This is a genomic window from Micromonospora sp. WMMD708 (genome assembly GCF_049315245.1).
Taxonomy (GTDB): Bacteria; Actinomycetota; Actinomycetes; order Mycobacteriales; family Micromonosporaceae; genus Micromonospora; species Micromonospora wenchangensis.
On sequence record NZ_CP186060.1, the window covers coordinates 3,556,244 to 3,582,365 of the forward strand.

27 protein-coding genes are annotated in these 26,122 nt (G+C 72.8%); 15 read left to right on the forward strand and 12 right to left on the reverse strand.

All coding sequences use genetic code 11. The annotated features are described in order from the left end of the window. Window positions 1-12: 12 nt before the first annotated feature. Entirely contained in the window at window positions 13-201 is a 189-nt protein-coding gene (locus tag ACN260_RS15720) for a helix-turn-helix domain-containing protein (RefSeq protein ID WP_422751828.1), read from the forward strand. 14 nt (window positions 202-215) lie between these two features. Further along, window positions 216-1,436 carry a tyrosine-type recombinase/integrase gene (locus ACN260_RS15725; RefSeq protein ID WP_422751829.1) on the forward strand — a complete coding sequence of 407 codons (1,221 nt, stop codon included), beginning with the start codon at window positions 216-218 and terminating at the stop codon, window positions 1,434-1,436. A 46-nt stretch (window positions 1,437-1,482) separates the two neighbouring features. Here the strand turns inward: ACN260_RS15725 and metH are convergent, their stop codons facing one another. Continuing rightward, complete coding sequence (metH, locus tag ACN260_RS15730) at window positions 1,483-4,986, reverse strand: methionine synthase (protein WP_422756730.1); 3,504 nt, start codon at window positions 4,984-4,986, stop codon at window positions 1,483-1,485. A 271-nt stretch (window positions 4,987-5,257) separates the two neighbouring features. Between metH and ACN260_RS15735 the strand changes: the two genes are divergently transcribed. After that, window positions 5,258-6,127, forward strand: coding sequence for a PAC2 family protein (locus tag ACN260_RS15735; protein WP_204924493.1), 870 nt, complete (start codon window positions 5,258-5,260; stop codon window positions 6,125-6,127). A 114-nt stretch (window positions 6,128-6,241) separates the two neighbouring features. After that, window positions 6,242-7,033 carry a GntR family transcriptional regulator gene (locus tag ACN260_RS15740; RefSeq protein WP_204960249.1) on the forward strand — a complete coding sequence of 264 codons (792 nt, stop codon included), beginning with the start codon at window positions 6,242-6,244 and terminating at the stop codon, window positions 7,031-7,033. Between the two features lie 232 nt (window positions 7,034-7,265). Here the strand turns inward: ACN260_RS15740 and mshC are convergent, their stop codons facing one another. The 6 genes from mshC to ACN260_RS15770 form a co-directional block, all read right to left on the reverse strand. Then, window positions 7,266-8,504 (reverse strand): cysteine--1-D-myo-inosityl 2-amino-2-deoxy-alpha-D-glucopyranoside ligase, encoded by a 1,239-nt coding sequence (gene mshC, locus ACN260_RS15745; protein WP_422751830.1) that lies wholly within the window; start codon window positions 8,502-8,504, stop codon window positions 7,266-7,268. 67 nt (window positions 8,505-8,571) lie between these two features. Further along, on the reverse strand, window positions 8,572-9,387 hold the full coding sequence (locus tag ACN260_RS15750) for an SCO1664 family protein (protein WP_422751831.1): 816 nt from the start codon (window positions 9,385-9,387) through the stop codon (window positions 8,572-8,574). Then, a complete protein-coding gene (locus ACN260_RS15755; protein WP_422751832.1) occupies window positions 9,384-9,962 on the reverse strand; it encodes a DUF3090 domain-containing protein in 579 nt (192 codons plus the stop codon). Before ACN260_RS15755 ends, ACN260_RS15750 begins: the two co-directional genes overlap by 4 nt. A gap of 103 nt (window positions 9,963-10,065) precedes the next feature. Further along, entirely contained in the window at window positions 10,066-10,770 is a 705-nt protein-coding gene (locus ACN260_RS15760) for a histidine phosphatase family protein (protein WP_422751833.1), read from the reverse strand. Window positions 10,771-10,850: 80 nt separating this feature from the next. After that, entirely contained in the window at window positions 10,851-11,687 is an 837-nt protein-coding gene (locus ACN260_RS15765; protein WP_422751834.1) for an undecaprenyl-diphosphate phosphatase, read from the reverse strand. Next, window positions 11,684-12,736: an LLM class F420-dependent oxidoreductase gene (locus ACN260_RS15770; protein WP_422751835.1), complete on the reverse strand. Its 1,053-nt coding sequence runs from the start codon at window positions 12,734-12,736 to the stop codon at window positions 11,684-11,686. Before ACN260_RS15770 ends, ACN260_RS15765 begins: the two co-directional genes overlap by 4 nt. A gap of 278 nt (window positions 12,737-13,014) precedes the next feature. Here ACN260_RS15770 and ACN260_RS15775 point away from each other — a divergent pair, with 278 nt between their 5' ends. The 6 genes from ACN260_RS15775 to ACN260_RS15800 all read left to right on the forward strand — a co-directional run bounded on the left by ACN260_RS15775 (window position 13,015) and on the right by ACN260_RS15800 (window position 17,660). Next, the gene (locus tag ACN260_RS15775; RefSeq protein WP_422751836.1) at window positions 13,015-13,986 is read left to right on the forward strand and encodes an aldo/keto reductase; all 972 of its coding nucleotides are present in this window, start codon (window positions 13,015-13,017) and stop codon (window positions 13,984-13,986) included. Window positions 13,987-14,319: 333 nt separating this feature from the next. After that, window positions 14,320-14,442, forward strand: coding sequence for a hypothetical protein (locus ACN260_RS15780; RefSeq protein ID WP_357777160.1), 123 nt, complete (start codon window positions 14,320-14,322; stop codon window positions 14,440-14,442). Window positions 14,443-14,513: 71 nt separating this feature from the next. Continuing rightward, entirely contained in the window at window positions 14,514-15,617 is a 1,104-nt protein-coding gene (locus tag ACN260_RS15785; RefSeq protein WP_422751837.1) for a HesA/MoeB/ThiF family protein, read from the forward strand. Next, the gene (locus tag ACN260_RS15790) at window positions 15,614-16,828 is read left to right on the forward strand and encodes a PqqD family protein (RefSeq protein ID WP_422751838.1); all 1,215 of its coding nucleotides are present in this window, start codon (window positions 15,614-15,616) and stop codon (window positions 16,826-16,828) included. The genes ACN260_RS15785 and ACN260_RS15790 overlap by 4 nt, the downstream gene beginning before the upstream one ends. Beyond that, entirely contained in the window at window positions 16,825-17,394 is a 570-nt protein-coding gene (locus tag ACN260_RS15795) for a DUF3105 domain-containing protein (RefSeq protein WP_422751839.1), read from the forward strand. The genes ACN260_RS15790 and ACN260_RS15795 overlap by 4 nt, the downstream gene beginning before the upstream one ends. A 74-nt stretch (window positions 17,395-17,468) precedes the next feature. Continuing rightward, entirely contained in the window at window positions 17,469-17,660 is a 192-nt protein-coding gene (locus tag ACN260_RS15800; protein ID WP_088646215.1) for a DUF5703 family protein, read from the forward strand. Window positions 17,661-17,759: 99 nt separating this feature from the next. Here the strand turns inward: ACN260_RS15800 and ACN260_RS15805 are convergent, their stop codons facing one another. Both ACN260_RS15805 and ACN260_RS15810 read right to left on the reverse strand, forming a co-directional pair. Continuing rightward, complete coding sequence (locus ACN260_RS15805; RefSeq protein ID WP_422751840.1) at window positions 17,760-18,422, reverse strand: hypothetical protein; 663 nt, start codon at window positions 18,420-18,422, stop codon at window positions 17,760-17,762. A gap of 46 nt (window positions 18,423-18,468) precedes the next feature. Next, window positions 18,469-19,797 carry a M20/M25/M40 family metallo-hydrolase gene (locus ACN260_RS15810; RefSeq protein ID WP_422751841.1) on the reverse strand — a complete coding sequence of 443 codons (1,329 nt, stop codon included), beginning with the start codon at window positions 19,795-19,797 and terminating at the stop codon, window positions 18,469-18,471. A 222-nt stretch (window positions 19,798-20,019) separates the two neighbouring features. On the opposite strand from ACN260_RS15810, the gene ACN260_RS15815 reads away from it, so the two are divergent. The 3 genes from ACN260_RS15815 to ACN260_RS15825 all read left to right on the forward strand — a co-directional run bounded on the left by ACN260_RS15815 (window position 20,020) and on the right by ACN260_RS15825 (window position 21,980). Next, on the forward strand, window positions 20,020-20,640 hold the full coding sequence (locus ACN260_RS15815; protein WP_422751842.1) for a hemerythrin domain-containing protein: 621 nt from the start codon (window positions 20,020-20,022) through the stop codon (window positions 20,638-20,640). A gap of 85 nt (window positions 20,641-20,725) precedes the next feature. Further along, window positions 20,726-21,724, forward strand: a complete 999-nt coding sequence (locus ACN260_RS15820; protein ID WP_422751843.1) for a LysR family transcriptional regulator — start codon at window positions 20,726-20,728, stop codon at window positions 21,722-21,724. Window positions 21,725-21,743: 19 nt separating this feature from the next. After that, a complete protein-coding gene (locus tag ACN260_RS15825; protein WP_363654313.1) occupies window positions 21,744-21,980 on the forward strand; it encodes a hypothetical protein in 237 nt (78 codons plus the stop codon). An 82-nt stretch (window positions 21,981-22,062) separates the two neighbouring features. Here the strand turns inward: ACN260_RS15825 and ACN260_RS15830 are convergent, their stop codons facing one another. The 3 genes from ACN260_RS15830 to ACN260_RS15840 are packed head-to-tail and all read right to left on the reverse strand — an operon-like array spanning window position 22,063 to window position 25,143. Further along, window positions 22,063-22,413, reverse strand: coding sequence for a DUF3140 domain-containing protein (locus ACN260_RS15830; protein ID WP_422751844.1), 351 nt, complete (start codon window positions 22,411-22,413; stop codon window positions 22,063-22,065). Continuing rightward, the gene (locus ACN260_RS15835; RefSeq protein WP_422751845.1) at window positions 22,413-22,577 is read right to left on the reverse strand and encodes a hypothetical protein; all 165 of its coding nucleotides are present in this window, start codon (window positions 22,575-22,577) and stop codon (window positions 22,413-22,415) included. Before ACN260_RS15835 ends, ACN260_RS15830 begins: the two co-directional genes overlap by 1 nt. A 13-nt stretch (window positions 22,578-22,590) precedes the next feature. Further along, on the reverse strand, window positions 22,591-25,143 hold the full coding sequence (locus tag ACN260_RS15840; RefSeq protein WP_422751846.1) for an ATP-dependent Clp protease ATP-binding subunit: 2,553 nt from the start codon (window positions 25,141-25,143) through the stop codon (window positions 22,591-22,593). Window positions 25,144-25,264: 121 nt separating this feature from the next. On the opposite strand from ACN260_RS15840, the gene ACN260_RS15845 reads away from it, so the two are divergent. After that, entirely contained in the window at window positions 25,265-25,642 is a 378-nt protein-coding gene (locus tag ACN260_RS15845) for a hypothetical protein (RefSeq protein WP_422751847.1), read from the forward strand. A gap of 212 nt (window positions 25,643-25,854) precedes the next feature. Beyond that, the gene (locus ACN260_RS15850) at window positions 25,855-26,115 is read left to right on the forward strand and encodes a hypothetical protein (protein ID WP_088646224.1); all 261 of its coding nucleotides are present in this window, start codon (window positions 25,855-25,857) and stop codon (window positions 26,113-26,115) included. Window positions 26,116-26,122 lie beyond the last annotated feature (7 nt).

Consider the following 26,122-nt stretch of genomic DNA (forward strand, 5'->3'; position numbering starts at 1 on the left):
TTGGGAGACGACATGGCCCCCGTGTCACCGCTCAAGCTCTGGACCGTCGACGACGTCTCGGCGTACCTCGGTGTTCCCGTCCAGACCCTCTACACCTGGCGCAAGCGCCGCACCGGGCCACCTGCGGCCCGGGTCGGCCGTCATCTGCGCTACGACCCGGATGCCGTCCGGGCCTGGTTCGTCCAGCAGACCGCAGCCTGAGGGGAGGAACCACGTTGGCTCACATCGAGGATCGCTGGTACAAGACGGTCGTCGTCGACGACCGCAACGTCCAGGTGCCCAAGACCACCCACGGCAAGGGGATGCGCTACCGGGTGCGCTACATCGGCCCGGACGGACGGGAGCGTTCGGAGTCGTTCCCGGACAGGCGCAAGCGGGACGCCTCGGCGTTTCTCGCCCAGGTCCAGGCCGACATCCTCAAGGGCACCTACGTCGACCCGGACGCCGGTCGGGTGACGTTCCGCAAGTACGCCGACGAGTGGCTGAGTGCCGCATCCTGCGACGAGTCGACCCGGGAACGGTTGGAGCGACAGTTCCGCCTGCACGTCTACCCGGTCTTCGGTGACCGCCCCATCGCCGCCGTCCAGCCGAACACGATCCGGGCCTGGGCCAAGCAGCTCCAGGACTCGGGCATGGCGGCCAGCTACCGCCGAAACCTGTTCAACGACGTGTCGATGATCCTCAACGCGGCCGTCGACGACCGGAAGGTGATCAGCAACCCCTGCGCACTCAAGACGGTCCGGGCTCCCCGGTACGTCCCGGCCAAGGTCGTCCCCTGGTCGACGGAGCGCCTCGCCTCGTTCCGTGCGGTGATGCGGGAACGCTATCGGATCGCCGTCGACCTGGGTGCCGGCTGCGGACTCCGGCAGGGCGAGATATTCGCCGTCAGCCCGGACGACGTCGACACCTCGCGGCGACTGCTCCATGTCGTCCGCCAGGTCAAGATCGTGCGGGGAACCCTGGTCTTCGCCCCGCCCAAGGGCGGCAAGTTGCGGGAGGTCCCGCTACCCGACGCGGTAGCGGCACGGCTACGCGAGCACGCCGACCAGGTCCACCCCGTACCGGTGACCCTGCCGTGGGGCACCCCCGACGGCGTACCCCGGACGGTCACGGTCTACCTCAGCACCGCCAACGGCGACCCGGTCAGCCGACCGTCGTTCAACGCCAACGTGTGGAAGCCGGCCATCCGGGCGGCCGGCGTCGAGGACACCCGGCAGAACGGCATGCACGTCCTACGCCACACGTACGCCTCAGTGCTGCTCGACGCGGGCGAGAACATCAAGGCGCTGTCGCTGTACCTCGGCCACGCCGACCCCGGCTTCACCCTGCGGGTCTACACCCACCTCCTGCCGACCAGCGAGGAGCGCACCCGCCGGGCGATCGACACCGCCTTCGGGCACGGCCCCGCGACCCCCGACGGCCTGGCGACGGCCTAGCAGGGTGCTGGAACAGTGTTCGCGCAGCTCAGGCAGGGTGACGACGTCACTTGGCGTTGAAGTAGTTCGCCTCCGGGTGGTGCACCACGATCGCGTCGGTGGCCTGCTCCGGCACCAGCTGGAACTCCTCCGACAACTGCACGCCGATCCGCTCCGCCCCCAGCAACTCCACCATCTTCGCCCGGTCCTCCAGGTCCGGGCAGGCCGGGTAGCCGAACGCGTACCGGCAGCCCCGGTAGTCGTTGCGCAGCAGGCCGGCCAGGTCGGTCGGGTCGCCGGTGGCGACCGTGCCGCCGCCCGGCAGGGTCAGCTCGGAGCGGATCCGCCGGTGCCAGTACTCGGCGAGCGCCTCGGTGAGCTGCACCGACAACCCGTGCACCTCCAGGTAGTCGCGGTACTCGTTGGCGGCGAACATCTTCGCGGTGTACTCGCTGATCGGCTGCCCGACGGTGACCAGCTGCAACGCCACCACGTCCAGCCCGTCGCCCTTGGGACGGAAGAAGTCGGCCAGGCAGAGCCGCCGCTCCTGCCGCTGCCGGGGGAACGAGAACCTAGCCCGCTCACTGTTGCCGTTCTCGTCGAGCACCACCAGGTCGTTGCCCTCGGAGTACGCCGGGAAGTAGCCGTACACCACGGCGGCCTCCAGCACCTGGTCGGCGATGAGCCGGTCCAGCCAGTACCGCAGCCGGGGCCGCCCCTCGGTCTCCACCAGTTCCTCGTACGACGGGCCCTGGCCACCCCGCGACCCGCGCAGCCCCCACTGACCGAGGAACGTGGCCCGCTCGTCCAGCAGCGCCGCGTAGTCGGCCAGCGGCACCCCCTTGACCACCCGGGTGCCGAAGAACGGCGGGGTGGGCACCGCCACGTCGGTGGCCACGTCGGAGCGGACCGAGGAGTCGTTCAGCTCCGGCAGCGCCTCGGTGACCATGGTGCGCTGCTTCTCCCGGCGGGCCCGCCGGGCCGCCAGCGCCGCCTCCCGCTCCGGATCGATCACGGGCGCGCCGCCACGCTTGGCGGTCATCACCCGGTCCATCAGGGCCAGCCCCTCGAAGGCGTCCCGCGCGTAGTGCACCTGGCCGGGGAACATCGCCCGCAGGTCGTCCTCGACGTACGCGCGGGTCAGCGCCGCCCCGCCCAGCAGCACCGGCCACCGCTCGGCCACCCCGCGCGACGCCATCTCGGCGAGGTTCTCCTTCATGATGACCGTGCTCTTGACCAGCAGCCCGGACATGCCGATCGCGTCGGCCCGGTGCTCCTCGGCGGCGTCGAGGATCGCGTTGATCGGCTGCTTGATACCGATGTTGACGACCTCGTAGCCGTTGTTGGACAGGATGATGTCGACCAGGTTCTTGCCGATGTCGTGCACGTCGCCGCGCACGGTGGCCAGCACGATCCGACCCTTGCCGCCGTCCTCGACCGCCTCCATGTGCGGCTCCAGGTAGGCCACCGCCGTCTTCATCACCTCGGCGGACTGGAGCACGAACGGCAACTGCATCTGCCCGGAGCCGAACAGCTCACCGACGACCTTCATCCCGTCCAGCAGGATGTCGTTGATGATGGACAGCGGGGACCGGCCCTGCGCCATCGCGGCGTCCAGGTCGGCCTCCAGGCCGTTGCGCTCGCCGTCGATGATCCGCCGCTTGAGCCGCTCGTCCAACGGCAGCCCGGCCAACTCCTCGGCCCGGGTGGCCCGCGCCGACGCGGCGTCGACGCCCTCGAACGCCTCGATGAACCGCTGCACCGGGTCGTAGCCCTCGCGCCGCCGGTCGTAGATCAGGTCGAGGGCGACCTCGCGCTGCGATTCGGGGATCTTCGACATCGGCAGGATCTTGCTGGCGTGCACGATCGCCGAGGTCAGCCCGGCCTGCACGCACTCGTGCAGGAACACCGAGTTGAGCACCTGCCGGGCCGCCGGGTTGAGCCCGAACGAGACGTTCGAGATGCCCAGGGTGAAGTTGACCCCCGGGTAGCGGGCGGCGATCTCCCGGATCGCCTCGATCGTCTCGATGCCGTCGCGCCGGGTCTCCTCCTGGCCGGTGGCGATCGGGAAGGTCAGCGCGTCGATGAGGATGTCCGACCGGTCCATCCCCCAACGCCCGGTCAGGTCGTCGATCAGCCGGGCCGCCACCCGGACCTTCCACTCCCGGGTACGGGCCTGCCCCTCCTCGTCGATGAGCAGCGCCACCACGGCCGCACCGTGTTCGGCGATCACCGGCATCACCCGCGCGTAACGGGAGTCGGGGCCGTCGCCGTCCTCGAAGTTGACCGAGTTGACCACGCAACGCCCGCCGAGCATCTCCAACCCGGCCTCGATCACCGCCGGCTCGGTGGAGTCCAGCATGATCGGCAGGGTGGACGCGGTGGCGAACCGGCCGGCCAGCTCCCGCATGTCCTGCGTGCCGTCCCGGCCGACGTAGTCGACGCACAGGTCCAGCAGGTGCGAGCCGTCGCGGGCCTGGCTGCGGGCCACCTCGACGCATGCCTGCCAGTCGGCGGCGAGCATCGACTCACGGAACGCCTTGGAGCCGTTGGCGTTGGTCCGCTCCCCCACCATCAGCACCGAGGCGTCCTGGGCGAACGGCACCGGGTGGTAGATCGACGAGACGCCCGCCTCGTGCCGGGGCTCGCGCGGCGTCGGGGTCGCGCCGTGCAGCCGCTCGGCCAGCGCCCGGATGTGCTCCGGGGTGGTGCCGCAGCAGCCGCCGATCAGCCCGACGCCGTAGTCGGCGACGAACCGTTCCAGGGCGTCGGCCAGCTCGGCCGGGCTCAGCGGGAAGTACGCCCCGTCGGCGGTCAGCACCGGCAGGCCCGCGTTCGGCATCACCGACAGCCGGATCCGGGAGTGCTGCGACAGGTAGCGCAGGTGCTCGCCCATCTCGGCCGGGCCGGTGGAGCAGTTCAGCCCGATCAGGTCCACCCCCAGCGGCTCGATGGCCGCCAGCGCCGCCCCGATCTCGCTACCCACCAGCATGGTGCCGGTGGTCTCCACGGCCACGTGGCAGATGATCGGCACCTGCTGGCCCAGCTCGGCCATCGCCCGCTTCGACCCGACCACGGCCGCCTTGACCTGGAGCAGGTCCTGGCAGGTCTCGATGATCAGCGCGTCCGACCCGCCGGCGATCAGCCCGGCCGCGTTCTCCTGGTACGCGTCGCGCAACGTCGCGTACGGGGCGTGGCCCAGGGTGGGCAGCTTGGTGCCGGGGCCGATCGAGCCGAGCACGAACCGGGGGCGCTCCGCCGTGGCGTACGCGTCGGCGGCCTCCCGGGCGATCCGCGCCCCGGCCTCGGACAGCTCCCGGATGCGCTGCGGGATGTCGTACTCGGCGAGGTTGGCGAGGTTCGCGCCGAACGTGTTCGTCTCGACGCAGTCCGCGCCGGCCGCCAGGTAGGCCTCGTGCACGCCGCGCACCACGTCGGGCCGGGTCACGTTGAGGATCTCGTTGCAGCCCTCCAGCCCCTCGAAGTCGTCGAGGCTCAGGTCGGCAGCCTGGAGCATCGTCCCCATCGCGCCGTCGGCGATGAGAATCCGGTCGGCCAGCACATCCCGCAACGAAGTCCGCACCACATCAGGTTAGTGCGGTCGATCCGGTGACTGTCGACGCCCGGGGTCGTCCCACTATGTGTCCATCCGCACCGCGTCCCGGTTCGTACCGGTTCGGCGGCGGGGTGGGCCTACGTCCCGGCGCGGCCGGCGGGCCACGCGCCGCGCCGGGACGTAGGCTTGCGGACGTGAAGGACATCAGGGACGCCACCGTGCACGGCGGGCGGGTGACCGGGCCGACCCCCGGCACCGTCGGCGACGAGCGGGGCGAGGTGACGGCGTGACCGAGTTCGACGGGCTGCCGGTGCTGCGGTCCCCGGTGGCGATCGCCGCCTTCGAGGGCTGGAACGACGCCGCGGACGCCTCCACCGCCGCCGTGGAACACCTGGAACAGGTCTGGCAGGCCCGCCAGATCACCGAGATCGACCCGGAGGAGTTCTACGACTTCCAGGTCAGCCGCCCGACGATCACGATGTCCGACGGCGAGACCCGCCGGGTGGAGTGGCCCACCACGAAGTTCGTGGTGGCCAGCCCCGAGGGCACCGACCGGGACGTGGTGCTGATCCGGGGCATCGAGCCGAGCATGCGCTGGCGCACGTTCTGCGAGCAGGTGCTGGAGATCTGCCACAGCCTGGAGGTGGAACGGGTGGTGCTGCTCGGCGCGTTGCTGGCCGACGTGCCGTACACCAGGCCGTTGCCGATCAGCGGCAGCGCCTCCGACGCCCAGGCGGCCCAGCGCTACCAGCTCACCCCCACCCGCTACGACGGGCCCACCGGCATCGTCGGGGTGCTCCAGGACGCCTGCACCCGGGCCGAGGTCGACGCGGTGTCGTTCTGGGTGCACGTGCCGCACTACGCCAACAACCCGCCCTGTCCCAAGGCCACCCTGGCCCTGCTGCACCGGGTCGAGGAGGTGCTCGACCTGCCGGTGCCGATGGCCGACCTGGCCGAGGAGGCCGCCGAGTGGGAGCAGCGGGTACGCGGCGCCGCCGAGCAGGACGCCGAGCTGGGTGAGTACGTGCGGGAGCTGGAGGAACGCGTCGGAGACGCGGGCATCACCCCGTTGACCGGTGACGAGATCGCCCAGGAGTTCGAGAAGTACCTGCGCCGCCGGGGCGGTTCCGCCGGCCCCACCGCCGGTTCCTGGTAGTCGTCCCCGTAGGGCCCCGGGCGTCGTGGCGTCCGGGACCCTCGGCGTGTCCGGGGTGGCGTCGTCACCCCGTCTAGGGCATCCTAGGAACCTAGCTGTCAGGAGGAGGCGGGCGTGCAGATCAACCCGGGAGCCGCCGAGTTCCCGCACCGGCAGATCGCCGCGCAGCTCAAGGCCCAGGTGCGGCGGGGCGACTGGGGGCCGGGCGAGCGACTGCCGTCCATCCCGGCCATCGCCGAGATGTTCGGGGTGGCGAAGCAGACCGTGCAACGCGCCGTCGACCAGCTGCGGGTCGAGGGCATCCTGATCACCAAACCCGGCTCCGGTACGTACGTGCGGGGCACCCGGCGGCGGCTCAACCGGCTCTCCCGGGGCCGCTACGGTGGTTTCCGCGGCTACCACGCCGACCTCGCCGCGCGGTACCGCCAGCAGCTCGTCTCGGTCGGTCGGTCGCCCGCCCCACCCGAGGTGGCCGACGCGTTCGGGGTCGCCGACGGCACCGAGCTGCTCTGCCGCCGGCACCTGGTACGCACCGACGAGTCCCCGGTGGAGGTGGGCGCGTCCTGGTTCCTGCCGAAGGACACCGCCGGCACCTCCCTGGAGCGGGCCGAGGCGTTCGGCCGACCGCTCTACCAGGAGGCCGAGGAAGCCACCGGCCGGCGGTACACCACCGCCGCCGACACCATCAGCGCCCGCCAGCCCAGCCGGGAGGAGGCCGAGACGCTCCAGATCCGCCCCGACACGCCCGTGCTGCACCTGCTGCACGTCGCCTACGACGCCCACCGCAAGCCGATCGAGGTCGCCCAGGCCACCTGGCCCGGCCCGATGACCACGCTGACCGAGGAGTACCAGGTCCCCGCCCCCGCGCCGGACCCCGACCCCGATCCGGGCCTGGTCCTCGGCTGATCCCGGTCGGGGCCACCCGCCGTCCCGGCCCGGCCCGGGGCGTGGTCGTCACCGGTCACGACGCCCCGGAGCTCCGGGGCGGGTTGGCGGTGTCCATCGACGTACGCCCCGACGCCGCAACCGGCCACGGGGCCTTCGTCCGACACCGTGCACATGACCGCACCTGCTGCGGGACCCGGCTCCATGATCGACAGGGCGTCCGGGGGCAAGGTGGGGTGGGTGGGGGTGGGCGTTAGAGGTGGATGCCGAGGAGGGCGTCGACGGTGGTGGCGAAGAGGGCGGGGGCATGGGGGTCGTCGCCGGTGCCGGCCAGGGCCGCCCCGGCCCAGTCGTCGGCCAGGGCGAGGGCGCCCGGGGTGTCCAGGTCGTCGCCGAGGCGCTCGCGTACCCCGGCCAGGAAGGCCACGCCGGACGGCCCGGACGGCGCGGCGGCGGCCCGCCGCCAACGGTCCAGCCGCTGCTGCGCGGCGGTCAGCACGTCGTCGGTCCAGGCCCGGTCGTCCCGGTAGTGGCCGGACATCAGGCCGAGCCGGACGGCCATCGGGTCCACCCGGTCGGCGCGCAGCCGGGAGACGAAGACGAGGTTGCCCTTGGACTTCGACATCTTCTCGCCGTCCAGGCCGATCATGCCGGCGTGCACGTAGTGGTCGGCGAAGGGGGCGGTGCCGGTGAGCCGCTCGGCGTGCGCGGCGGAGCACTCGTGGTGCGGGAAGATCAGGTCGTTGCCGCCGCCCTGCACGTCGAGCCGGTCGCCGAGCAGGTTCAACGCGATCACCGTGCACTCGATGTGCCAGCCGGGCCGGCCGGGGCCCAGCTCGCCCCCCGGCCAGGACGGCTCGCCGTCGCGGGCACCACGCCACAGCAGCGGGTCCAGCGGGTCGCGCTTGCCGGCCCGCTGCGGGTCACCACCGCGCTCGGGGAAGATCTCCAGCATCTGCTCCCGGGTCAGATTCGACTCGTAGCCGAACGCCGGGGCGGCGGCGATGTCGAAGTAGACGTCGCCGGTGCCGTCGTCGAGCCGGTAGGCGGCGCCGTCCTTGAGCAGCTCCTGCACCCGGTCGGCGATGTACGGGATCGACTCCACCGCGCCGACGTAGTGCGCGGGCGGGATGATCCGCAGCGCCTCCATGTCCTCACGGAACAGCGCCGTCTCCCGCATCGCCAGGACCTTCCAGTCCTCGCCGTCGCGCTCGGCGCGTTCCAGCAGCGGGTCGTCGATGTCGGTGACGTTCTGTACGTACCGGACGGTCAGACCGGCGTCGCGCCACATCCGCTGCAGCAGATCAAAGGTGATCATGGTGGCGGCGTGGCCCAGGTGGGTGGCGTCGTACGGGGTGATGCCGCAGACGTACATGGTGGCGGGGCCGGCGGGGCGGCTCGGGTGGACACCGCGTCGCGCCGAGTCGTACAAGCTCAGCGGCCCGCCGTCACCCGGCAGCCGTGGCACCTCGTGTCCCGCCCAAGACTCCATGACCGCCAGCCTAACGAGCCGCCCGGCCGCCGGAAGGAACCGCCCGGGTGATCAACACGACAACGGCTCAGATCGGCGGCCACGGCATCGCCGGCCAGTCCTGCGGCGGCAGCGGGTACCGGCCGGTGTCGCGCAGCCGCCGTACCCGGGAGACCACCTCGGCGACCTCGCCCAGGGTCAGGTGCTCGGCCAGCTCCTCCCCCAGCTCGCCGGCGAGCTGCCGGTCCAGGGCGTCGAGCACCTGCACCGCGTCCGGGGGGAGCTGCCGGCCGGCCCAGCCCCACAGCACGGTCCGCAGCTTCTCCTCGACGTGGAAGCAGACCCCGTGGTCCACCCCGTAGATCCGGTCGTCCGGGCCGGCCAGCACGTGCCCGCCCTTGCGGTCGGCGTTGTTGATGACCGCGTCCAGCACGGCCAGCCGGGCCAGCCGGGGGTCGTCGGCGTGGGCCAGGGCGTACGCCGCGCCGTCGTCGTCGCGGGCGGCCGCCACCGGGAACCAGCGCGGCGGCACCGCCTCGGCCGGAACGAACCCGACCAGCGGCTCGGCGTCGTCCGGCTCGTCGATCCAGAGCTGGCACGACCCGGGCCCGAGCGGCCCGTCGCGCAGCACGGTCGGCGGGACCAGATCCCAGCCGGTGGCCCGGGAGACCAGGTAGGCCGAGACCTCCCGGCCGGCGAGGGTGCCGTCGGGAAAGTCCCAGAGCGGGCGCTCGCCGCGCACCGGCTTGTAGACGCACCGGGCGGTACCGCCGTCAAGCGTCAGCGTGGCCCGCAGGGTGGTGTTGGAGGCGTCGACGAGCCGACCCTCCAGCTCCAGTTCACCGTCGCACAGCAGCCGGAGCGCGGCGCTGGCATCCTGGCGCTGCACCTCCGACGACGTCACCGGTGGTAGCCGTTGTGCCGGGGGCAGAGGTGCCCGGCCGGGTCGAGCGGCTGGCCGCACAGCGGGCAGGGCGGGCGGCCGGCGTTGACCACCCGGCGGGCCCGTTCGATGAACTCGCGGGTCGCCTCGGGGGTCAGCCGCACCCGGAGCCGGTCGAGGTCCTCGTCCGGTTCGTCATCGTCGTCGTCCTCGTCGACCTCGTCGTCGCCCAGCTCGACCTCGGCATCCGCCTCACCGGCGGCGATCGCCTCGATCACCACCGTGGCGGAGTCCACGTCGAAGGCCAGCCCGAGGGTGCCGACCCGGAACTCCTCGTCGACCGGATTGTCCAACGGGTCGTTGTCACCGACGGACACCGGTGACTCCGGCAGCTCGACGCCGAAGCGGCGCTGCGCCTCGGAGAGCAGTTCCTCCAGCTTCTCGGCGAGCAGGGAGACCTGTACCTTCTCCAGCGCGACGCTGACCAGCCGGCCGCCTCCGCGGGCCTGGAGAAAGAACGTGCGCTCCCCGGGCGGCCCGACGGTCCCGGCGACGAACCGCTCGGGCGGCTCGAAGGCGTGCACCTGGTGGGTCATACCCACGACCCTATCCGGAGCGTGGAACGGTCGCGCAAGGCACCGACGCCGAATCAGCCGAGGGCGAAACGGCGTGGCCCGCGCCCTCCGGCCGACGGGCGGCTCAGCCGGTGGCGCCCGCGCCCCCGCCGACGGCCGCGTCGGAGTCGGCCGGCCGGGTCGCCCGACGCCGCCGCCTGGCCGGTGGCGGCACCAGGGAGGCCAGGTCACCGCCGGTGTCGTTGAGCCGGACCAGGAACGGCCGCAGCGGGGTGTAGCGGATCGCGGTGACCGAGGCCGGGTCGGCGACGATGCGTTGGAACAGGTCGAGGTGCACTCCGAGGGCGTCGGCGACGATGGCCTTGATCACATCGCCGTGGCTGCACGCCAGCCAGACCGCCTCCGGTCCGTGCTCGGCGGTGATCCGGGCGTCCCAGGCGCGTACCGCGGCGACCGCGCGGGCCGACATCTGCGCCATCGACTCCCCGTCGGGGAAGACCGCGGCGCTCGGGTGCTGCTGCACCACCGGCCAGAGCTTCTCCTTGGCCAGCTTCTTCAGCGGCTGCCCCTCCCAGGCGCCGTAGCCGCACTCGATCAGCCCGTCCTCGACCAGCGGGGTGGTTTGCGGAAGCGCCAGCTCAAGGGTCTGCCGGCAGCGGATCAGCGGGCTGGTCACCACGGCCGCCAGCGGCAGGCCGCGCAGCCGCCGGCCGACCGCCTCCGCCTGGGCCCGCCCGGTGTCGTCCAGCTCGACCGGCTGCCGGCCGGCCAGCCCGCCGTCGGCGTTCGCGGTCGTCCGGCCGTGTCGCAGAAGCAGAAGGGTCGCCACGCCACCACCCTAGGGGCAGCCGGACCGCAGCCGGCCCCCGACACCTGAGGTGGTGCCGGGGGCCGGCGGCCGACGTACGGTCAGGTGGCGCTGATCGTGCCGGTGAGCAGCAGCGCCAGCACCAGGGTGCCGAGCGCCACCCGGTAGAGCACGAAGACGTACAGGGTGTGGTGTGCCACGTAGCGCAGCAGCCAGGCGATGGCCGCGTAGCCGATGCCGAACGCGATGATCGTGGCGACCACCATCTGCGCCACCGAGGGCACCGAGGTGCCCGGGGCGGCCGGCTCGAAGACGTCCCCGACGCTGAAGATGCCGGACATCACCACCGCCGGGATGGCCAGCAGGAACGAGTACCGGGCGGCGGCCTCCCGGGTCAGGTTGAGCAGCAGGCCGGCGGTGAGCGTGCCGCCGGAGCGGGACACCCCGGGGACCAGCGCCATCGCCTGGGCGAAGCCCATCACGATGCCGTCGCGCATCCGGAAGTTGGCCAGGGTGCGGGTCTGCCGCCCCCAGTACTCGGCGAAGGCCAGCACGAACGCGAACACGATGAGCGTGGTGGAGACCACCCACAGGTTGCGGCCGGCGGTGCGGATCTGGTCCTTGAACAGGAAACCGAAAAGCCCGATCGGGATCGAGCCGACGATCACGTACCAGCCCATCCGGTAGTCGAGGCTGGAGCGCACCGAGCGGTCCCGCAGACCCACCAGCCAGGTGCGGGTGATCCGCCAGATGTCCTTGGCGAAGTAGATGAGCACGGCCGCCTCGGTGCCCAGCTGGGTGACCGCGGTGAACGACGCGCCCGCGTCCCGGTCGAAGAAGATCGCCGAGGTGATCCGCAGGTGCCCCGACGAACTCACCGGAAGGAACTCGGTGAGCCCCTGGACGATGCCCAGGACGATGGCCTCGACCCAGGTCACTCGCCGACTCCCGAGAGGTCGAGGGCCTCGGCGACGGTCCGCAGGGTCTGCACACCGCTGTCCCGGTCGGCCACGAACAGGGTGACCGACAGGGTGGTCACCCCGGCGGCCGCGTACTCCCGCATCCGCTCGGCGATGCGTTCCTTGGGGCCGAGCAGCGAGGTGCGGTCGATGAACTCCATCGGTACCGCCGCCGCCGCGTCGCGCTGCCGCTTGGCCAGGTAGAGGTCCTGCACCTCGCGGGCGGCGTCGGCGTAGCCCATCCGGGTGGCGAGCTGGTTGTAGAAGTTCTGCTGCCGGCTGCCCATGCCGCCGACGTAGAGGGCGGCGTACCAGCGGACCAGCTCGGCGCAGGTGGCGATGTCGTCGCCGACCACCACCGGCACCGAGGGCACCACGTCGAATCCCGCCAGTTCCTTGCCGGCCTTCGCCCGGCCGGCGCTGACGGAGGCGAGCTGCTCGTCGGCGAACTCGGGGGCGTAGAACACGGCCAGCCAGCCGTCGGCGATCTCGCCGGCCAGCTCCAGGTTCTTCGGGCCGACGGCGGCCAGGTAGATGGGGATGTGCTCGCGTGGCGGGTGGAAGCCCAGCCGCAGCGCCTTGCCGGGGCCGTCGGGCAGCGGCAGGGTGTAGTGCTCGCCGGCGTAGGCGACCTCCTTGCGGGCCACCGCCAGCTTGACGATGTCGACGTACTCGCGGGTGCGGGCGAGCGGCTTGGCGAACCGGACGCCGTGCCAGCCCTCGGAGACCTGTGGGCCGGAGACCCCCAGGCCGAGCCGGAACCGGCCGCCGGAGAGCGCGTCGATGGTGGCCGCCGTCATCGCGGTCATCGCCGGGGTACGGGCGGGAATCTGCATCACCGCGCTGCCCACGTCGATCCGTTCGGTCTGCCCGGCCATCCAGGCGAGCATGCTCGGGGAGTCCGAGCCGTACGCCTCCGCCGCCCACACCACCGAGTAGCCGAGGCGGTCCGCCTCCCGGGCGAGCGCCAGGTGGTCCGCCGGCGTACTCCACGCTGTCTGATATCCGAGGCTGAGCCCGAGTCGCACTGATCCTCCCCATCCCGCACCACAGGTCGCATCAGGTTACGCAATGGCCCGGGGCCGGCCGCCCACCGGCTCGCCACCGGGCACCGGCCGTCCGGACGCCGGGCGGGGTGGGCGGTCGGGGGCGCGCCGGGACGGGTGGACAGCCAGCGACCGGACCGGAGCATCCGGTACACGCCGTGGCGTCGCGGATGGTGGTGACGGTCGGATCGGCGACGCGACAGGCAGAGATGCCGGGAGCGAGGATATCGGTTGCGCCGCGTTCGAAATAAGGTTCACCCATGCAACAGCGACCGCTCGGCCGAAGCGGGCTGGCGGTTTCCCGGCTCGCGCTCGGCACCATGACCTGGGGCCGGGACACCGACGCCGACGACGCGGCGGCCCAGCTGAAGAGCTTCCTGGACGCGGGCGGCAACCTGGTCGACACCGCCGACGTGTTCGCCGACGGCGACGCCGAGTCGGTACTCGGGTCGCTGCTGGGCACCCTGGTCCCCCGCGAGGACGTGCTGATCGCCACGAAGGCGGGACTGCGGCCGGGCAGCGGCCGGCGGCGGGACGGCTCGCGCGGGCACCTGCTGCGGACGTTGGACGCCTCGTTGCGCCGGCTCGGCACCGACCACGTCGACCTGTGGCAGGTGCACGGCTACGACCCGGACACCCCGCTGGAGGAGACGCTGGCCGCGCTGGACCACGCGGTCGCCTCGGGGCGGGTCCGCTACGTCGGGGTGTCGAACTTCTCCGGCTGGCAGACCGCCCGCGCCGCCGCCTGGCAGGCCGCCTGGCCGGGACGGGCCCCGGTGGTCGCCACCCAGGTGGAGTACTCGCTGCTGGAGCGGGGGGTGGAGCGGGAGGTGCTGCCGGCCTGCGCCGCGTTGGGCCTGGGCGTGCTGCCCTGGTCGCCGCTGGGGCGGGGGGTGCTGACCGGCAAGTACCGCAACGGCCGCCCGGCGGACTCGCGGGCCTCCTCGGCCCACTTCGAGGCGTTCGTCGCCACCTACCTGGAGCCGCGCTGCTCCAGCATCGTCGAGGCGGTGAGCATCGCCGCCGGCGGGTTGGGCGTGTCCCCGCTGGAGGTGGCGCTGGCCTGGATCAGGGACCGGCCGGGGGTGACCGCGCCGGTGCTGGGCGCCCGCACGGTGGGGCAGTTGCTCGGCGCGTTGCAGGTGGAACGGATGACCCTGCCGGAGGAGATCACCACGGCGCTGGACGACGTGTCCGCCGTGCCGGTCGGCTACCCGGAGCGCGAGGGCTGATCGCGCCGCCGGCGCACAAGGTGGCGGACCGGGCCAAAAGCACACCGGTGCGTGTCAATTCCACCGATCGTCCTTTACCAACTGCCAGTGCCCATAATTGGTTGAGGCTGCTTGGACTGTTCCGTCCGAATAGGTGGCTTAGAACCCCCTGGTGTTGTTGGGCCGGGTTTCGGCGTCCGCTTTTCGGTGGGCCTGTCCGGAAAGAGATTCGGCCCGGCGAAAACCGTCTGATCCGGCCGCCGCAAACATTGTGGCGGACCAATGACGGTGCTCTAATGATTGCGGCGTGAGCGACCCCCGCCGCGCCGTTTCTCCCATTTCGTTGGAGGACCCGTGGACCGTAAGACCGACGTCAAGCGCAAGCCCGCCAAGGTCGTCGTGCGCAAGCTGGAGCGGCTCGAGACCACCGTCGCCATCATCACCGAGCCGGGCTGCCGCAACGACGTCTGCGGCTGACCCCACCCCGCTTCGGCCGGGGCGCGGCGTGCCGCGCCCCGGCCGGCCATTCCCCAGGAGGTCTTCGCCCGATGCAGCGGCCCCGGATCAAGGGCATCCACAAGCCGGTACGGCTCCACCCGACCCTGATCAACATCGGCGGTCGGCAGCTGGGGATCGGCGCGGAGATCGACGACGAGGACGGCAGCCTCTGGGAGTTGCTGCGCCTGATGGACGGCACCCGGACCCGGGCGGAGATCGTCGCCGCGCTGCTCGCCGTACGCCCGGAGATGGCCGCCGAGGACGCGGCCGACGCGATGCAGACGATCATCGACGCCGGGTACGTCGAGGACGCCGCCGCGCCGCCCCCGCCCGAGCTGAGCCCCGCCGAGGTCGACCGGTACGACCGGGCGTTGACGTACCACGCGTGGGTGGACCTGACCCCGCGCACCTCCCGCTACGAAGTGCAGGCCCGGCTCAAGGCGGGCCGGGTCGTCGTGCTGGGGCTCGGCGGCTCCGGGTCGGCGGTGGCCGCCTCCCTGGTGGCCGCCGGGGTCGGCACGGTGCACTGCGTCGACTTCGACGTGGTCGAGGCGGGCAACCTGACCCGGCAACTGCTCTACACCGAGGACGACATCGGCGCCGCCAAGGTGGACACCGCGGTGGCCCGGCTGCGCCGGATGAACTCCCACGTCACGGTCACCGGCGAGGAGGCCCGGGTCGACTCGACGGCGGACGTGGCGGCGTTGATGCGCGACCACGACCTGCTGGTGCTCTGCGCCGACCAGCCCCGGCACGCCATCCGGGAGTGGACCAACCGGGCCGCCCTGGCCACCGGCACGGCGTGGATGCTCGCCCAGTACGCCGGCCCGATGGCGGTGATCGGACTGTTCGTGCCCGGTCAGACCTGCTGCGAGGCGTGCCTGCCGAGCGTCACCGACCGGCTGCGGGAGGAGTACGGCAGCGAGCCGGAGGAGTTGTTCCCGTTCACCGGGCACGCGGTGATCGCCCCGACCGCCAACCTCACCGGGCACCTGGCCGCCCTCGACGTCGTCTACCACCTCGCCGGCATCCCGACGACCACCCGGGGCCGGATGTTCCATCTGAGCCTGACCGACCTGACCTACCACTACGTGGTCGAGCCCCGGCCCGGCGCGAAGTGCGACACCTGCGGCTGGTTCCAGGAGGAACGGTGACCGTGCTCGGGTTGGACAGCCGCCCCGCGGTGGCGCACCTGGTGGTCCGCCAGGAGGAGGACGACGAGTACGTCGTCGGCGACCTGGCCAGCGGGAACTTCGTGGTGGTGCCCGAGGTGGGGGCGCGGCTGGTCGCGCTGCTCGCGGCCGGCCGGAGCATCGCCGAGGCCGCCGACGAGGTGGAACGCGAGACCGGTGAACCGGTCGACGCGCTGGACTTCGTCGAGGTGCTCGTCGAGGCGGGCATCATCCGGCCGCAGTCCGACGACGGTCCGCCGCCGGCGCAGGCCCGCCCCTGGTCGGTGTCCCGCATCCCGGCCCGGCTGGTCCGGCCGCTGTTCGGCCGGGTGGCCTGGACGGTGTACGTCGGCGCGCTGGTCGCCACGCTGGCGATGTTCGTCGCCGAACCGTCCCTGCTGCCGACCTACGAGGACACCTTCATCTTCCCGGACGTGGTGCTCAGCCTGCTGATCACCAACGTCACGGTGGCCCTGCTCACGGTGGTGCACGAGGCGTGGCACGCGTTCGCCGGGGCGGCCGTCGGCATCCGGTCGCAACTGCGGCTGGAACGCCGGGGGATCTTCCCGGTGCTGGAGACCGACCTGACCGGGCTCTGGGCGCTGCCGCCGGAACGCCGCTACGGCCCCTTCCTCGCCGGCATGGCCATCGACGGGATCCTGCTGTTCGCCGCTGTCGCACCACGTTTCGCCTGGTCACGGGGCTGGTTGGAGCTGCCGCCGGGAATGGTGCGGTTCCTCGCCATGGTGGTGTTCAGCCAGGCCGTAAAGCTGGCCTTCCAGACGCTGGCCTACCTGCGTACCGACATGTACCTGGTGATGGCCACGGCGACCGGCTGCCGCAACCTGCACGAGGTGACCCGGCTCAGCCTCAAGAAATGGGTCCGCCGGTTGACCCCGGCCGAACGTGCCGTGCTGCGCGACGCGCACGCCCGGGATCTGCGGGTGTCCCGCTGGTACCGGTTGTTGTATGTCGCCGGGGTCATCTGGATGGTCTGGTTCGCCATCCATTTTCTGCTACCGGGGGCGAAAGTGACACTCGGGTGGGCCGCCGGGGTGCTGATCGGAACACCGTTCGGCAGCGCCTACTGGTGGGAGGGAATTGCATTGGCCGCATTTGCCTCGCTGAACGTGCTGCTTCCGCTCGGGGTGGTCGTCCGTAATCGTTACCGCGCCGGAAAGTTGGCCACGTGAACCGCAGATGGCTCGGCCCGGTGGTCAGTGTGGTGGTCACCGTACTCAGTGTGGCGACCATGTCCAGCCTGGGCGTGGGGGTGCTGGTCGGTCTGGTGGGCGGGGACACCGCGCTGCCCTGCGACCGGCTGCCCGGCACGGCGCAACCGTTCGAGGGCGACCGGCACATCGCGTACGAGGGGGCGCCGCACGAGCCGTACCGGACGTTGCCGCCCACGTCGGGCCCGCACTCCCCCCGGGTCGTCGTGCCCGGCGTCTACCGCGACGCGGTGCCCGAGGAACTCCAGGTGCACGCCCTGGAACACGGGCACGTGCTGGTGCAGTACGCCCCGGACGTGCCGCCCGGCGACGTCGAGAAGCTGGAGCGGATCGGCCGCCGCCATCCCCGGGACGTGGTGGTCGCCCCCTACCCGGCGCTGGGCCACGGCATCGGGTTGACCGCCTGGCAGCGGCTGGACCGGCTGGACTCCCTCGACGAGCGGGCGGTCGAGGAGTTCGTGCAACGGCTCGCCGGCCGCTACGACCACTCCTGGCAGCACGGGGCGACCGACTGCGCGGCGGTCTGACCGGCGGTGGCGGGTGGCGCGGCGCACCGGCCAAAGGGTGGCGCGGGGCCGCCGGGCTGGGCAGCATAGGTGCCATGGACTACGAATACGCGCCGCTGCGGTTGCCGCCGAATGTCGACAGGTTGACCGCCGCGGCGCAGCTGGCGATCCAGGCGGAGTTCTCCGGGTGGGAGCTGGCCCGGGTGCAGCTGTTCCGGGACGGCACCCGCAAGGTGGTGTTGCGCCGCCGCCGGGTCAACCAGCCCCAACCGGGCCTGTCCTACTGACCCGGCGGCGGCACCGACCGTCGCCCGGGTGGCCCGGGGCCGCCGGCCGGCCCGCACCGGGCGACCCCGGTGGTGCCGGCCAGCGGCCCCGGCCGCCGCCTAGTGCCGGTGCCCGGCGTGGTCGTGGTCGTCCTCGTCGAGGAACGGGTGCTCGTCGAGCCGGCCCACCAGCCGGTCGTCGGCGGCCGGGGTGAACGGGCCCACCGGGTCGTCGTCGTCGAACGACTCCAGGTCGACCGGGGTGCCGACCTCGCTGACCATCACCACCCCGTCCAGCGGCTCCAGCTCCGGCACGTCCAGGGCGGACAGCGAACCGTCGCCGCTCTGCAGCAGCTCCAGCACCGCCTCGCCGACCCCCTCGACCGGCGCCGGCTCGTCGTCCTCCGGGGTGCCCTCGCGGCGGGCCACCTCGGCGACCCGCAGCAGCGCCGAGACGCTCGGCACCCGGTAGTCGCGGCGCTGGCGTACCGAGATGACCTGCGGGTGCGGGTCGGTCGCCTCGGCGTCCCCGGCCGCCCCGCCGAACCGCTCGTCGGCCTCGTCCGGGTCGATGGACTCGACGTCCCAGGGCGTGACCTCGCCGAACGCGTCGAGCAGCTGCTCGTCGTAGGCGAAGGAGGCGTTGTTCAACGCCACGTACGCCTGCCACACGTCGTCGTCGTCGATCCGACCCTGCGCGGCCCGCACGGCCGTCAGGTGGGCACGGGCCGCGTCGATCACGCGTTCCAGGGCGGCGTCCAGCTCACCGTGCTGGTCGGTCATGAGGCTGTCCCTTCGAGACATGGGGGGAGGTGCGGCACCGGTCCGGTCAGCAGTTGCGGAGGAACCGGTCGAGCACCCGCACGCCGAACTGTAGTCCGTCCACCGGCACCCGCTCGTCGATGCCGTGGAACAACGCCGAGAAGTTGAGGTCGGCCGGCAGCCGCAGCGGGGCGAAACCGAAGCACCGCATGCCGAGCTGCGCGAACGCCTTGGCGTCGGTGCCGCCGGAGAGCATGTACGGCACGGGACGGGCCCCCGGGTCCTCGGCCCGCAACGCCGCCGACATCGCGTCGACCAGGTCGCCGTCGAAGGTCGTCTCCAGGGCGGGCTGGCGCTGGATGTACTCGATCTCGATGTCCGGGCCGACCAGCTCACGCAGCTGCCGTTCCAGCAGCTCGGACTGGCCGGGCAGGCTGCGGCAGTCGATGGTGGCGGTGGCCCGGCCGGGAATGACGTTGTCCTTGTAGCCGGCGGCCAGCCGGGTCGGGTTGGCGGTGCTGCGGACGGTCGCGCCGATGATGTTGGCGATCGGGCCGAGCTTGGCGATGGCGGTCTCCGGGTCGTCCGGGTCCAGCTCGACGCCGAGCACGTCGGACAGCTCGGTCAGGAACGCCCGGACGGTCGGTGTGACGGTGAGCGGGAACCGGTGCCGCCCGATCCGGGCCACCGCCTCGGCCAGCGCGGTGACCGCGTTGTCGTCGTGGACGAACGAGCCGTGCCCGGGACGGCCCCTGGCGTGCAGCCGCATCCAGTCCAGCCCCTTCTCGGCCGTCTCGATCAGGTAGAGCCGCTGGGCGTCGCTGATCGAGTAGGAGAAGCCGCCGACCTCACCGACCGCCTCGGTGCAGCCGTCGAAGAGGTCCCGGTGCTGCTGGACGAGGAAGTGCGCGCCGTAGTCGCTGCCCGCCTCCTCGTCGGCGGTGTAGGCCAGCACGATGTCGCGCGGCGGACGGACGCCGGTGCGCTGCCAGTGCCGCACCACCGCCAGCACCATCGCGTCGAAGTCCTTCATGTCGATCGCGCCCCGGCCCCACAGGTAGCCGTCGCGGACCTCCCCGGAGAACGGGTGCACCGACCACTCGGCGGCGTCGGCGGGCACCACGTCCAGGTGACCGTGCACGAGCAGGGCGTCGCGGCCCGGGTCCGTGCCGGGGATCCGGGCGATCAGGTTGGCCCGGCCCGGCGCGGACTCGTGGATCTCGGCGGTCACGCCGACCTCGGCGAGCTTCTCCGCGACGTACTCGGCGGCCCGGCGCTCGCCCGCGCTGGTGTCGTTGTCGCCGGTGTTGGTGGTGTCGATGCGCAGCAGGTCACGGCAGAGGTCGACGACCTCGGCGGTGGGGTCGGGCGCGGCGGGGGCGGCATCGCTCGTCATCGCCTCTTTCTACCAGTCGCCGGCCCGACCGCGAACGGCCCGACCGCGAACGGCCCGACCGCCGCGGCGGCGGCCACCCCGGACCACCCGCCGGCCGGGCCGTACGCGGCGCGAACGCCGCCCCGGTTTGCCGATCACCGGGTACGGGTACCGGCGCTGGCGTCCCCGTTCCGCCCGTCGCACCGGCCGGCGACCCGCGCCGGCCCCGCCGAGGAGGACGTCATGTCCGCCGTTCCCCTGCCGCCGCTGCCGCCGTCCGCCGACGACGCCTACCGTCCGGGTGGGCGGAGCATGGCCGACCTCGCCGACACCGAACACCGGCAGCTGCTCGCCCTGGTCGACGAGGTCACCGACGCCACGGTGGCGCCCGCCCGGCGGCGGGAGGTGCTCCAGGTGCTCACCGCCGTGGTGTCGCGGCACCTGTCGGCCGAGGAGCAGTACCTGCTGCCCACGGTCCGCGCGGCGCTGCCCGACGCCACCGCCCGGGTGGAGCGGGAGATCGCGGCGGACGCGGCGCTGCAGACCGCGCTGAAGGCCCTGCGCGGGCCGGACGACCCGACGCTCGCCGACGTCGCCGCCCGGGTGCGTCGGCACGTCGCCGCGGTGGCCGAGCTGATCACCCCGTTGCGCGAGGTGGCCTCCGACGCGGAGCTGATCCGGCTGGGCAACCGGTGGGAGATCGCCGAGGAGGCGGCGCCGACCCGGCCGCATCCGGGCACCCCGGCCACCCCGCCGTGGAACCGGATCGTCGAACCGGCCGTCGGGGTGGTGGACAAGCTGCGCGACGCGGTGACCGGCCGGCGCACCCAGTTGGCCGACCTGAACCGTCGTCCGCGAGAGTGATCGACCGATCCCGATCCGCCAGGTTCACCGGCCCGGTTCGGTCCGGCCCCTTCCGTCTATCGACGTGTGGCCATACCGTCACCATATGAATCTGGAGCTGCGTCACCTCCGGGTGGTCTGCGCTATCGCCGAGACGGGCAGCGTGACGAAGGCCGCGTCCACCCTCGGCCTGGCCCAGCCGGCCCTGACCGCCCAGCTTCAGCGCATCGAGCGGGCGTTGGGCGGTCCGCTGTTCGAACGCGACAGGCGGGGTGCCCGGCCGACCGCGCTGGGTGAGTTGGTGCTCTCCCGGGCCCGGGTGCTGCTGCCGGCGATGAAGGGCCTGCAGGACGAGGCGGCCCGGCTGGCGGGGGCCGACGACGCCCTCGGCCGGTACCGGTTCGGCGGGGTGAACAGCCCGATCCTGGGCCGGCTGGTGCACCGGCTCGCCGCCGAGCAGCCGCACGCGCAGATCACCACGTACGCGTCGTGGTCCGCCGACGAGCTGGCCGCGCTGGTCGCCGGTGGCCGGCTGGACTTCGCGCTGACCGGCGTGTGCGGCGACGCCGCCCCACCGGCGGAGTTCGGTCTGGCCTGGCGGGAGGTGGCGGTCGATCCGGTGCTGGTGCTGCTGCCGTCCGCCCACCCGTTGGCCGACCGCGACGAGGTCGGCCTGGCCGACCTGCGCCACGAGCAGTGGGTGGCCGCGCCGGGCGACGGCTGCTTCGGCGACTGCTTCGCCGCCGCCTGCGCCCGCGCCGGGTTCACCCCCCGCAAGGTGTACGAGACCGACGTGCGCGGCTGCATGGACCTGGTCGACGCCGGGGAGGCCGTGGCGTTGTGCCAGGCCACCTTCCGTCCCGTCGCCGGCCTGGTGACCCGGCGGCTGGCCGGTACCCCGCTGCGTTGGCGGCTGCTGCTCGGCTGGCACCCGGAGTCCCCGGCGGCCCGGGTCGCCGAGGCGGTGCTGGACGACGCGGTCGCCGCGTACACCGACTCGCTGGCCGCGCACCCGGACTACCTGGCCTGGCTGCTGCGGCATCCCGAGTTCGGGGCCCGGGACACCGGCACGGCCCGCCCCGCCCCGCGGGTGCGAACGGCGTGACGGCGGGTATCAGCCCTGCATGACCGATCTCTATCCGGCCGCCGACCAGCGGGAGTTGCTGCGTCGGGCGGCCAGCGCGCACACCGCCGCCGCCCGCGACGTCGAGACGTTCCTACGCCGGCTGCCCGAGGTGCCCGACCCGGCCGACATCACCGAGTACGCGACGCTGCTCACCCGGGAGGAGCAGACCCGCACCGAGCGGCAGGACGCCGCCGACGCCGCCGGCCTGCGGCTGCCCAGCCTGGAGTCCGAGTAGCCGCACCGACGCGTCGGGCACCCGGGACGCACGTCCCGGGTGCCCGCGCCATGCCGGCCCTGGTCCGGGTCCGGTCGGCGGGTCAGCGTTCGACGAGGACGTCGTGGCCCAGGTCGAGCAGGGCGTGCCGCCACTCGTCGTCGGCGTTACCGTCGCCGGGCTTCTCGTCCACCAACGACCGGATCCGGTCGATCGCCGCCCGCATCACCGCGACGTCGGCCGGGGTGAGGTCGACCTTGCGCTTGCGCAGCACCGCCAGGATCTGCCGGCCGGGCTCGGGCAGGTCGAGGTCCGGATCCGGGCCGAACGCCTCCTCGCCCGACCCCCGGGTCAGCAGCCACTGCCGTAGCTGTTCGGAAGGGACGTTCACCTCGGCGTGGAAGTCCTCCCAGATCAGCTCGACCTCGGCGTCCAGTCGCTGTTCGCGTGCCATCACGCCTCCTCTTCCGGTGGCCCGGGTGGTGCCGGGTCGCCGTCGTCGGTCCACTGCCCCGGGCCCTCCGGCGGCACCTGGATCCGGGCCGGGTTCGCCGTCGGGGGCGCGAGGATGGGTGCGGTCTGCTCGGCGTACTCCTGCGCCTGCTCGGGTTCGGTCATCTCCGCCCTCCGGTCATCGGGGATGCGAGGTGGTGGCGGGCGCGTAGTCGCGATCGCCGGCGGACACGTCGAAGGTGAGCTGTCCGTCCCGCGCGTCGACGGTTACCTTCTGCCCCGGGGAGAGCTGGTTCTCCAGCAGCATCCGGGACAGCCGGTTGTCCACCTCCCGCTGGATCACCCGGCGCAGCGGGCGGGCCCCGAACTCCGGCTGGTAGCCGTGCTCGGCCAGCCAGTCGGTGCCGGCCGGGGTGACGTCGACCTGGATGTCCTGGGCGTGCAGCCGGCGGCGGGTCTCCTCCAGCAGCAGCCCGGTGATCTGGCGCAGCTGCTCGGCCTCCAGCCGCTGGAAGATGATCGTCTCGTCGATCCGGTTGAGGAACTCCGGGCGGAAGTTCTCCTGGAGCCGGCGCATCAGCCGCTCCCGCAGCTCGTCGGCCTCCTGCTGCTCGCCCTGCGCGCCGACGCCGAACCCGACCGTCCGCTGGGCGCCGGTGATCAGCTCCGAGCCCAGGTTGCTCGTCATGATCAGCACGGTGTTCTTGAAGTTCACCGTACGGCCCTGGCTGTCGGTGAGCCGGCCGTCGTCGAGGACCTGGAGCAGGATGTTGAACACGTCCGGGTGGGCCTTCTCGATCTCGTCGAGCAGCACCACCGCGTACGGGCGGCGACGGACCGCCTCGGTGAGCTGGCCGGCCTCCTCGTAGCCGACGTAGCCGGGCGGCGCACCGACCAGCCGGGCCACCGTGTGCCGTTCCTGGAACTCGCTCATGTCCACCCGCACCATCCGGTCGGCCTCGCCGAACAGCGCCTCGGCCAGGGCGCGGGCCAGTTCGGTCTTGCCCACGCCGGTCGGGCCGAGGAACAGGAAGCTGCCCATCGGCCGGTTCGGGTCGGCCAGTCCGGTGCGGGAGCGGCGGACCGCCTCGGCGATCGCGCTGACCGCGTCGTCCTGGCCGACCACCTTCTGGTGCAGGTGTCCCTCCAGGCGCAGCAGCCGGTCGCGTTCCTCCTCGGTGAGCTGACTGACCGGGATGCCGGTGGACCGGGAGACCACCTCGGCGATCTCGGTGGTACCGACCGAGGGCACCTGGGTGTCCCCGCCGTCACCCCGGGCCCGCCCGATCTGCGCTTCCAACTCGGCGAGCCGGTCGCGCAGCGCGGACGCCTTCTCGTACTGCTCGTCGGCGACCGCCTGTTCCTTGTCCCGGCGGACGTCCTCCAGTTGCTGTTCCAGCTCCCGCACGTCGGAGGCGGGGGTGCGGGTGCGCAGCCGGACCCGCGCGCCGGCCTGGTCGATCAGGTCGATCGCCTTGTCCGGCAGGAACCGGTCGGTGACGTACCGGTCGGACAGTTCGGCGGCGGCGACCAGCGCCTCGTCGGTGAAGCGGACCTGGTGGTGGGCCTCGTAGCGGTCCCGCAGGCCACGCAGGATGGCCACGGTGTCCTCGACGCCGGGCTCGGGCACCAGCACCGGCTGGAACCGGCGGGCCAGGGCGGCGTCCTTCTCGATGCTGCGCCGGTACTCGTCCAGCGTGGTCGCCCCGATCACCCGCAGCTCACCCCGGGCCAGGGCCGGTTTGAGCATGTTGGACGCGTCCATGCCGCCCTCGCTGCCGGCACCGCCCGCGCCGACCAGGGTGTGGATCTCGTCCAGGAAGATGATCAGCTCGTCGCGGTGGGTCCGGATCTCGTCGATCACCTTCTTGAGCCGCTCCTCGAAGTCGCCCCGGTAGCGGGTGCCGGCGACCAGGCCGGCCAGGTCGAGTTGGACGACCCGCTTGCCCAGCAGGGTCTGCGGCACGTCACCGTCGCAGATCCGCTCGGCCAGGCCCTCCACGATGGCGGTCTTGCCGACGCCGGCCTCGCCGATGAGCACCGGGTTGTTCTTGGTCCGCCGGGACAGGATCTCGACCGCCTGTTCGATCTCGTCGGCCCGGCCGATCACCGGGTCGATCTGGTCGTTGCGGGCCAGGTCGGTGAGGTCCTGGCCGTACTGGTCGAGGGTGGGTGTGCCCCGGTCCGGTTTCGGGCCGGCCGTCGCCCCGCGTTCGGCCCCGGCCGCCTGCAACGACTCGGGCTGGATCCGGCCGGCGGCGAGCATCCGACCGGCGGGCGACTCGGGGTTGAGCGGCAGCGCCATCAGGATGTGCTCGGGACCGATGTAGTTCGCCCCCATCGCCCGGGAGAGCTGGTGGGCGTCGAGCAACGCCCGCTTCGCCGCCGGGGTGAGGGAGAGGTTGGGTGGCACCTCGCCGCGCGGGGCGCCGTCGGCCCGGCCGCCGAGCGCGTTGACCAGGGTGTCCGGGTCGGCACCGGCCCGGCGTACCAGGTCACGCAGCGGCTCGCGCTGCAACGCCGCCCAGAGCAGGTGGTCGGTGTCCAGGTCGGTGCTGTGCTTCTGGGCGGCCCGCCGGGCGGCGTCGGCCAGCATCTCCCGGGCGTCGGCGGTCATCAGCCGGGTGATGTCGACCCGATGGGCCGGCCGGCGTCCGCCCTCACCCCGACCGAAGTACCGGGCCAGGAACTCGTCCCACGGGTCGGAGCCGAAGTCACCGGGTCCCATCATGTCTGTCCTCCGCTCCTCGGGCGCGGCCGGGCCGCCGAGGGCGGCACGCAGGCGCGACACGATCGCCGGTGGCTACCCGACGGTCGCCCCGACAAACGCCGACAGGTGGCAGGGTGGGGGCATGGACACCCATCCGCTGCTGATCGTCGACGGTGCGAACGTGGTCGGGTCCCGGCCGGACGGCTGGTGGCACGACCGGGCCGGTGCGGCGGCCCGGTTACGCGACCGGCTGGTCCCGGTGGCCGACACCGGCGTACCCCCGGAGCTGCCGGCGCCCGTCGAGGTGGTGCTGGTGGTGGAGGGTGCGGCCCGCGACGTGCCGGGCGTGGCCGGGGTACGCACCGTCGCGGCTCCCGGTTCCGGGGACGACACCATCGTCGAACTGGTCCGCGAGTCGGCGGACCGGCGGCGGCTGGTGGTCACCGCGGACCGGGAGCTGCGCGGCCGGGTGGGCGAGCTGGGCGCCGAGGTGTACGGCCCACGCTGGCTGCCCTCCTGACGTCCGTGCGCGGCGCGGGCGGGTGGTGCGGCAGCCCGTCGCAGCGGTCCCGTCGACGGGATTCGGTGTCCCGCTACCGGGACCGGGTCGGCGGCTTCCCGCACGTCAGGGCGGTAACCGGACAACGGGGCCGCAACACCGCCAGGGCGGATGTTCTCTCCCCGTCGGGTATACGTTGTAATGGAGATCTCCCCGCCCCCAGGAGGTCACCCGTGGCGAGCGTCGCCGAGCTGAAGGCCGCGATCGACATCGCCCTCCAACAGATCGGTGACGGGCAGAGCGCCGTCCAGGCCGCCGGGGAGAAGCTCGCCGAGGCGCAGCAGACCCTCGCCGGGGCGCTGGAGGGCAGCGGGCACGAAACCGTCGAGGCCGCCCAGGCCTCCCTCACCCAGGCCGGCCAGGAGCTGGAGGAATGTCTCGCCGCGACGCTCGTCGCGGTGGAACAGGCGCAGCTCTACGTGTCGTCGCTGTAGCGGGGCG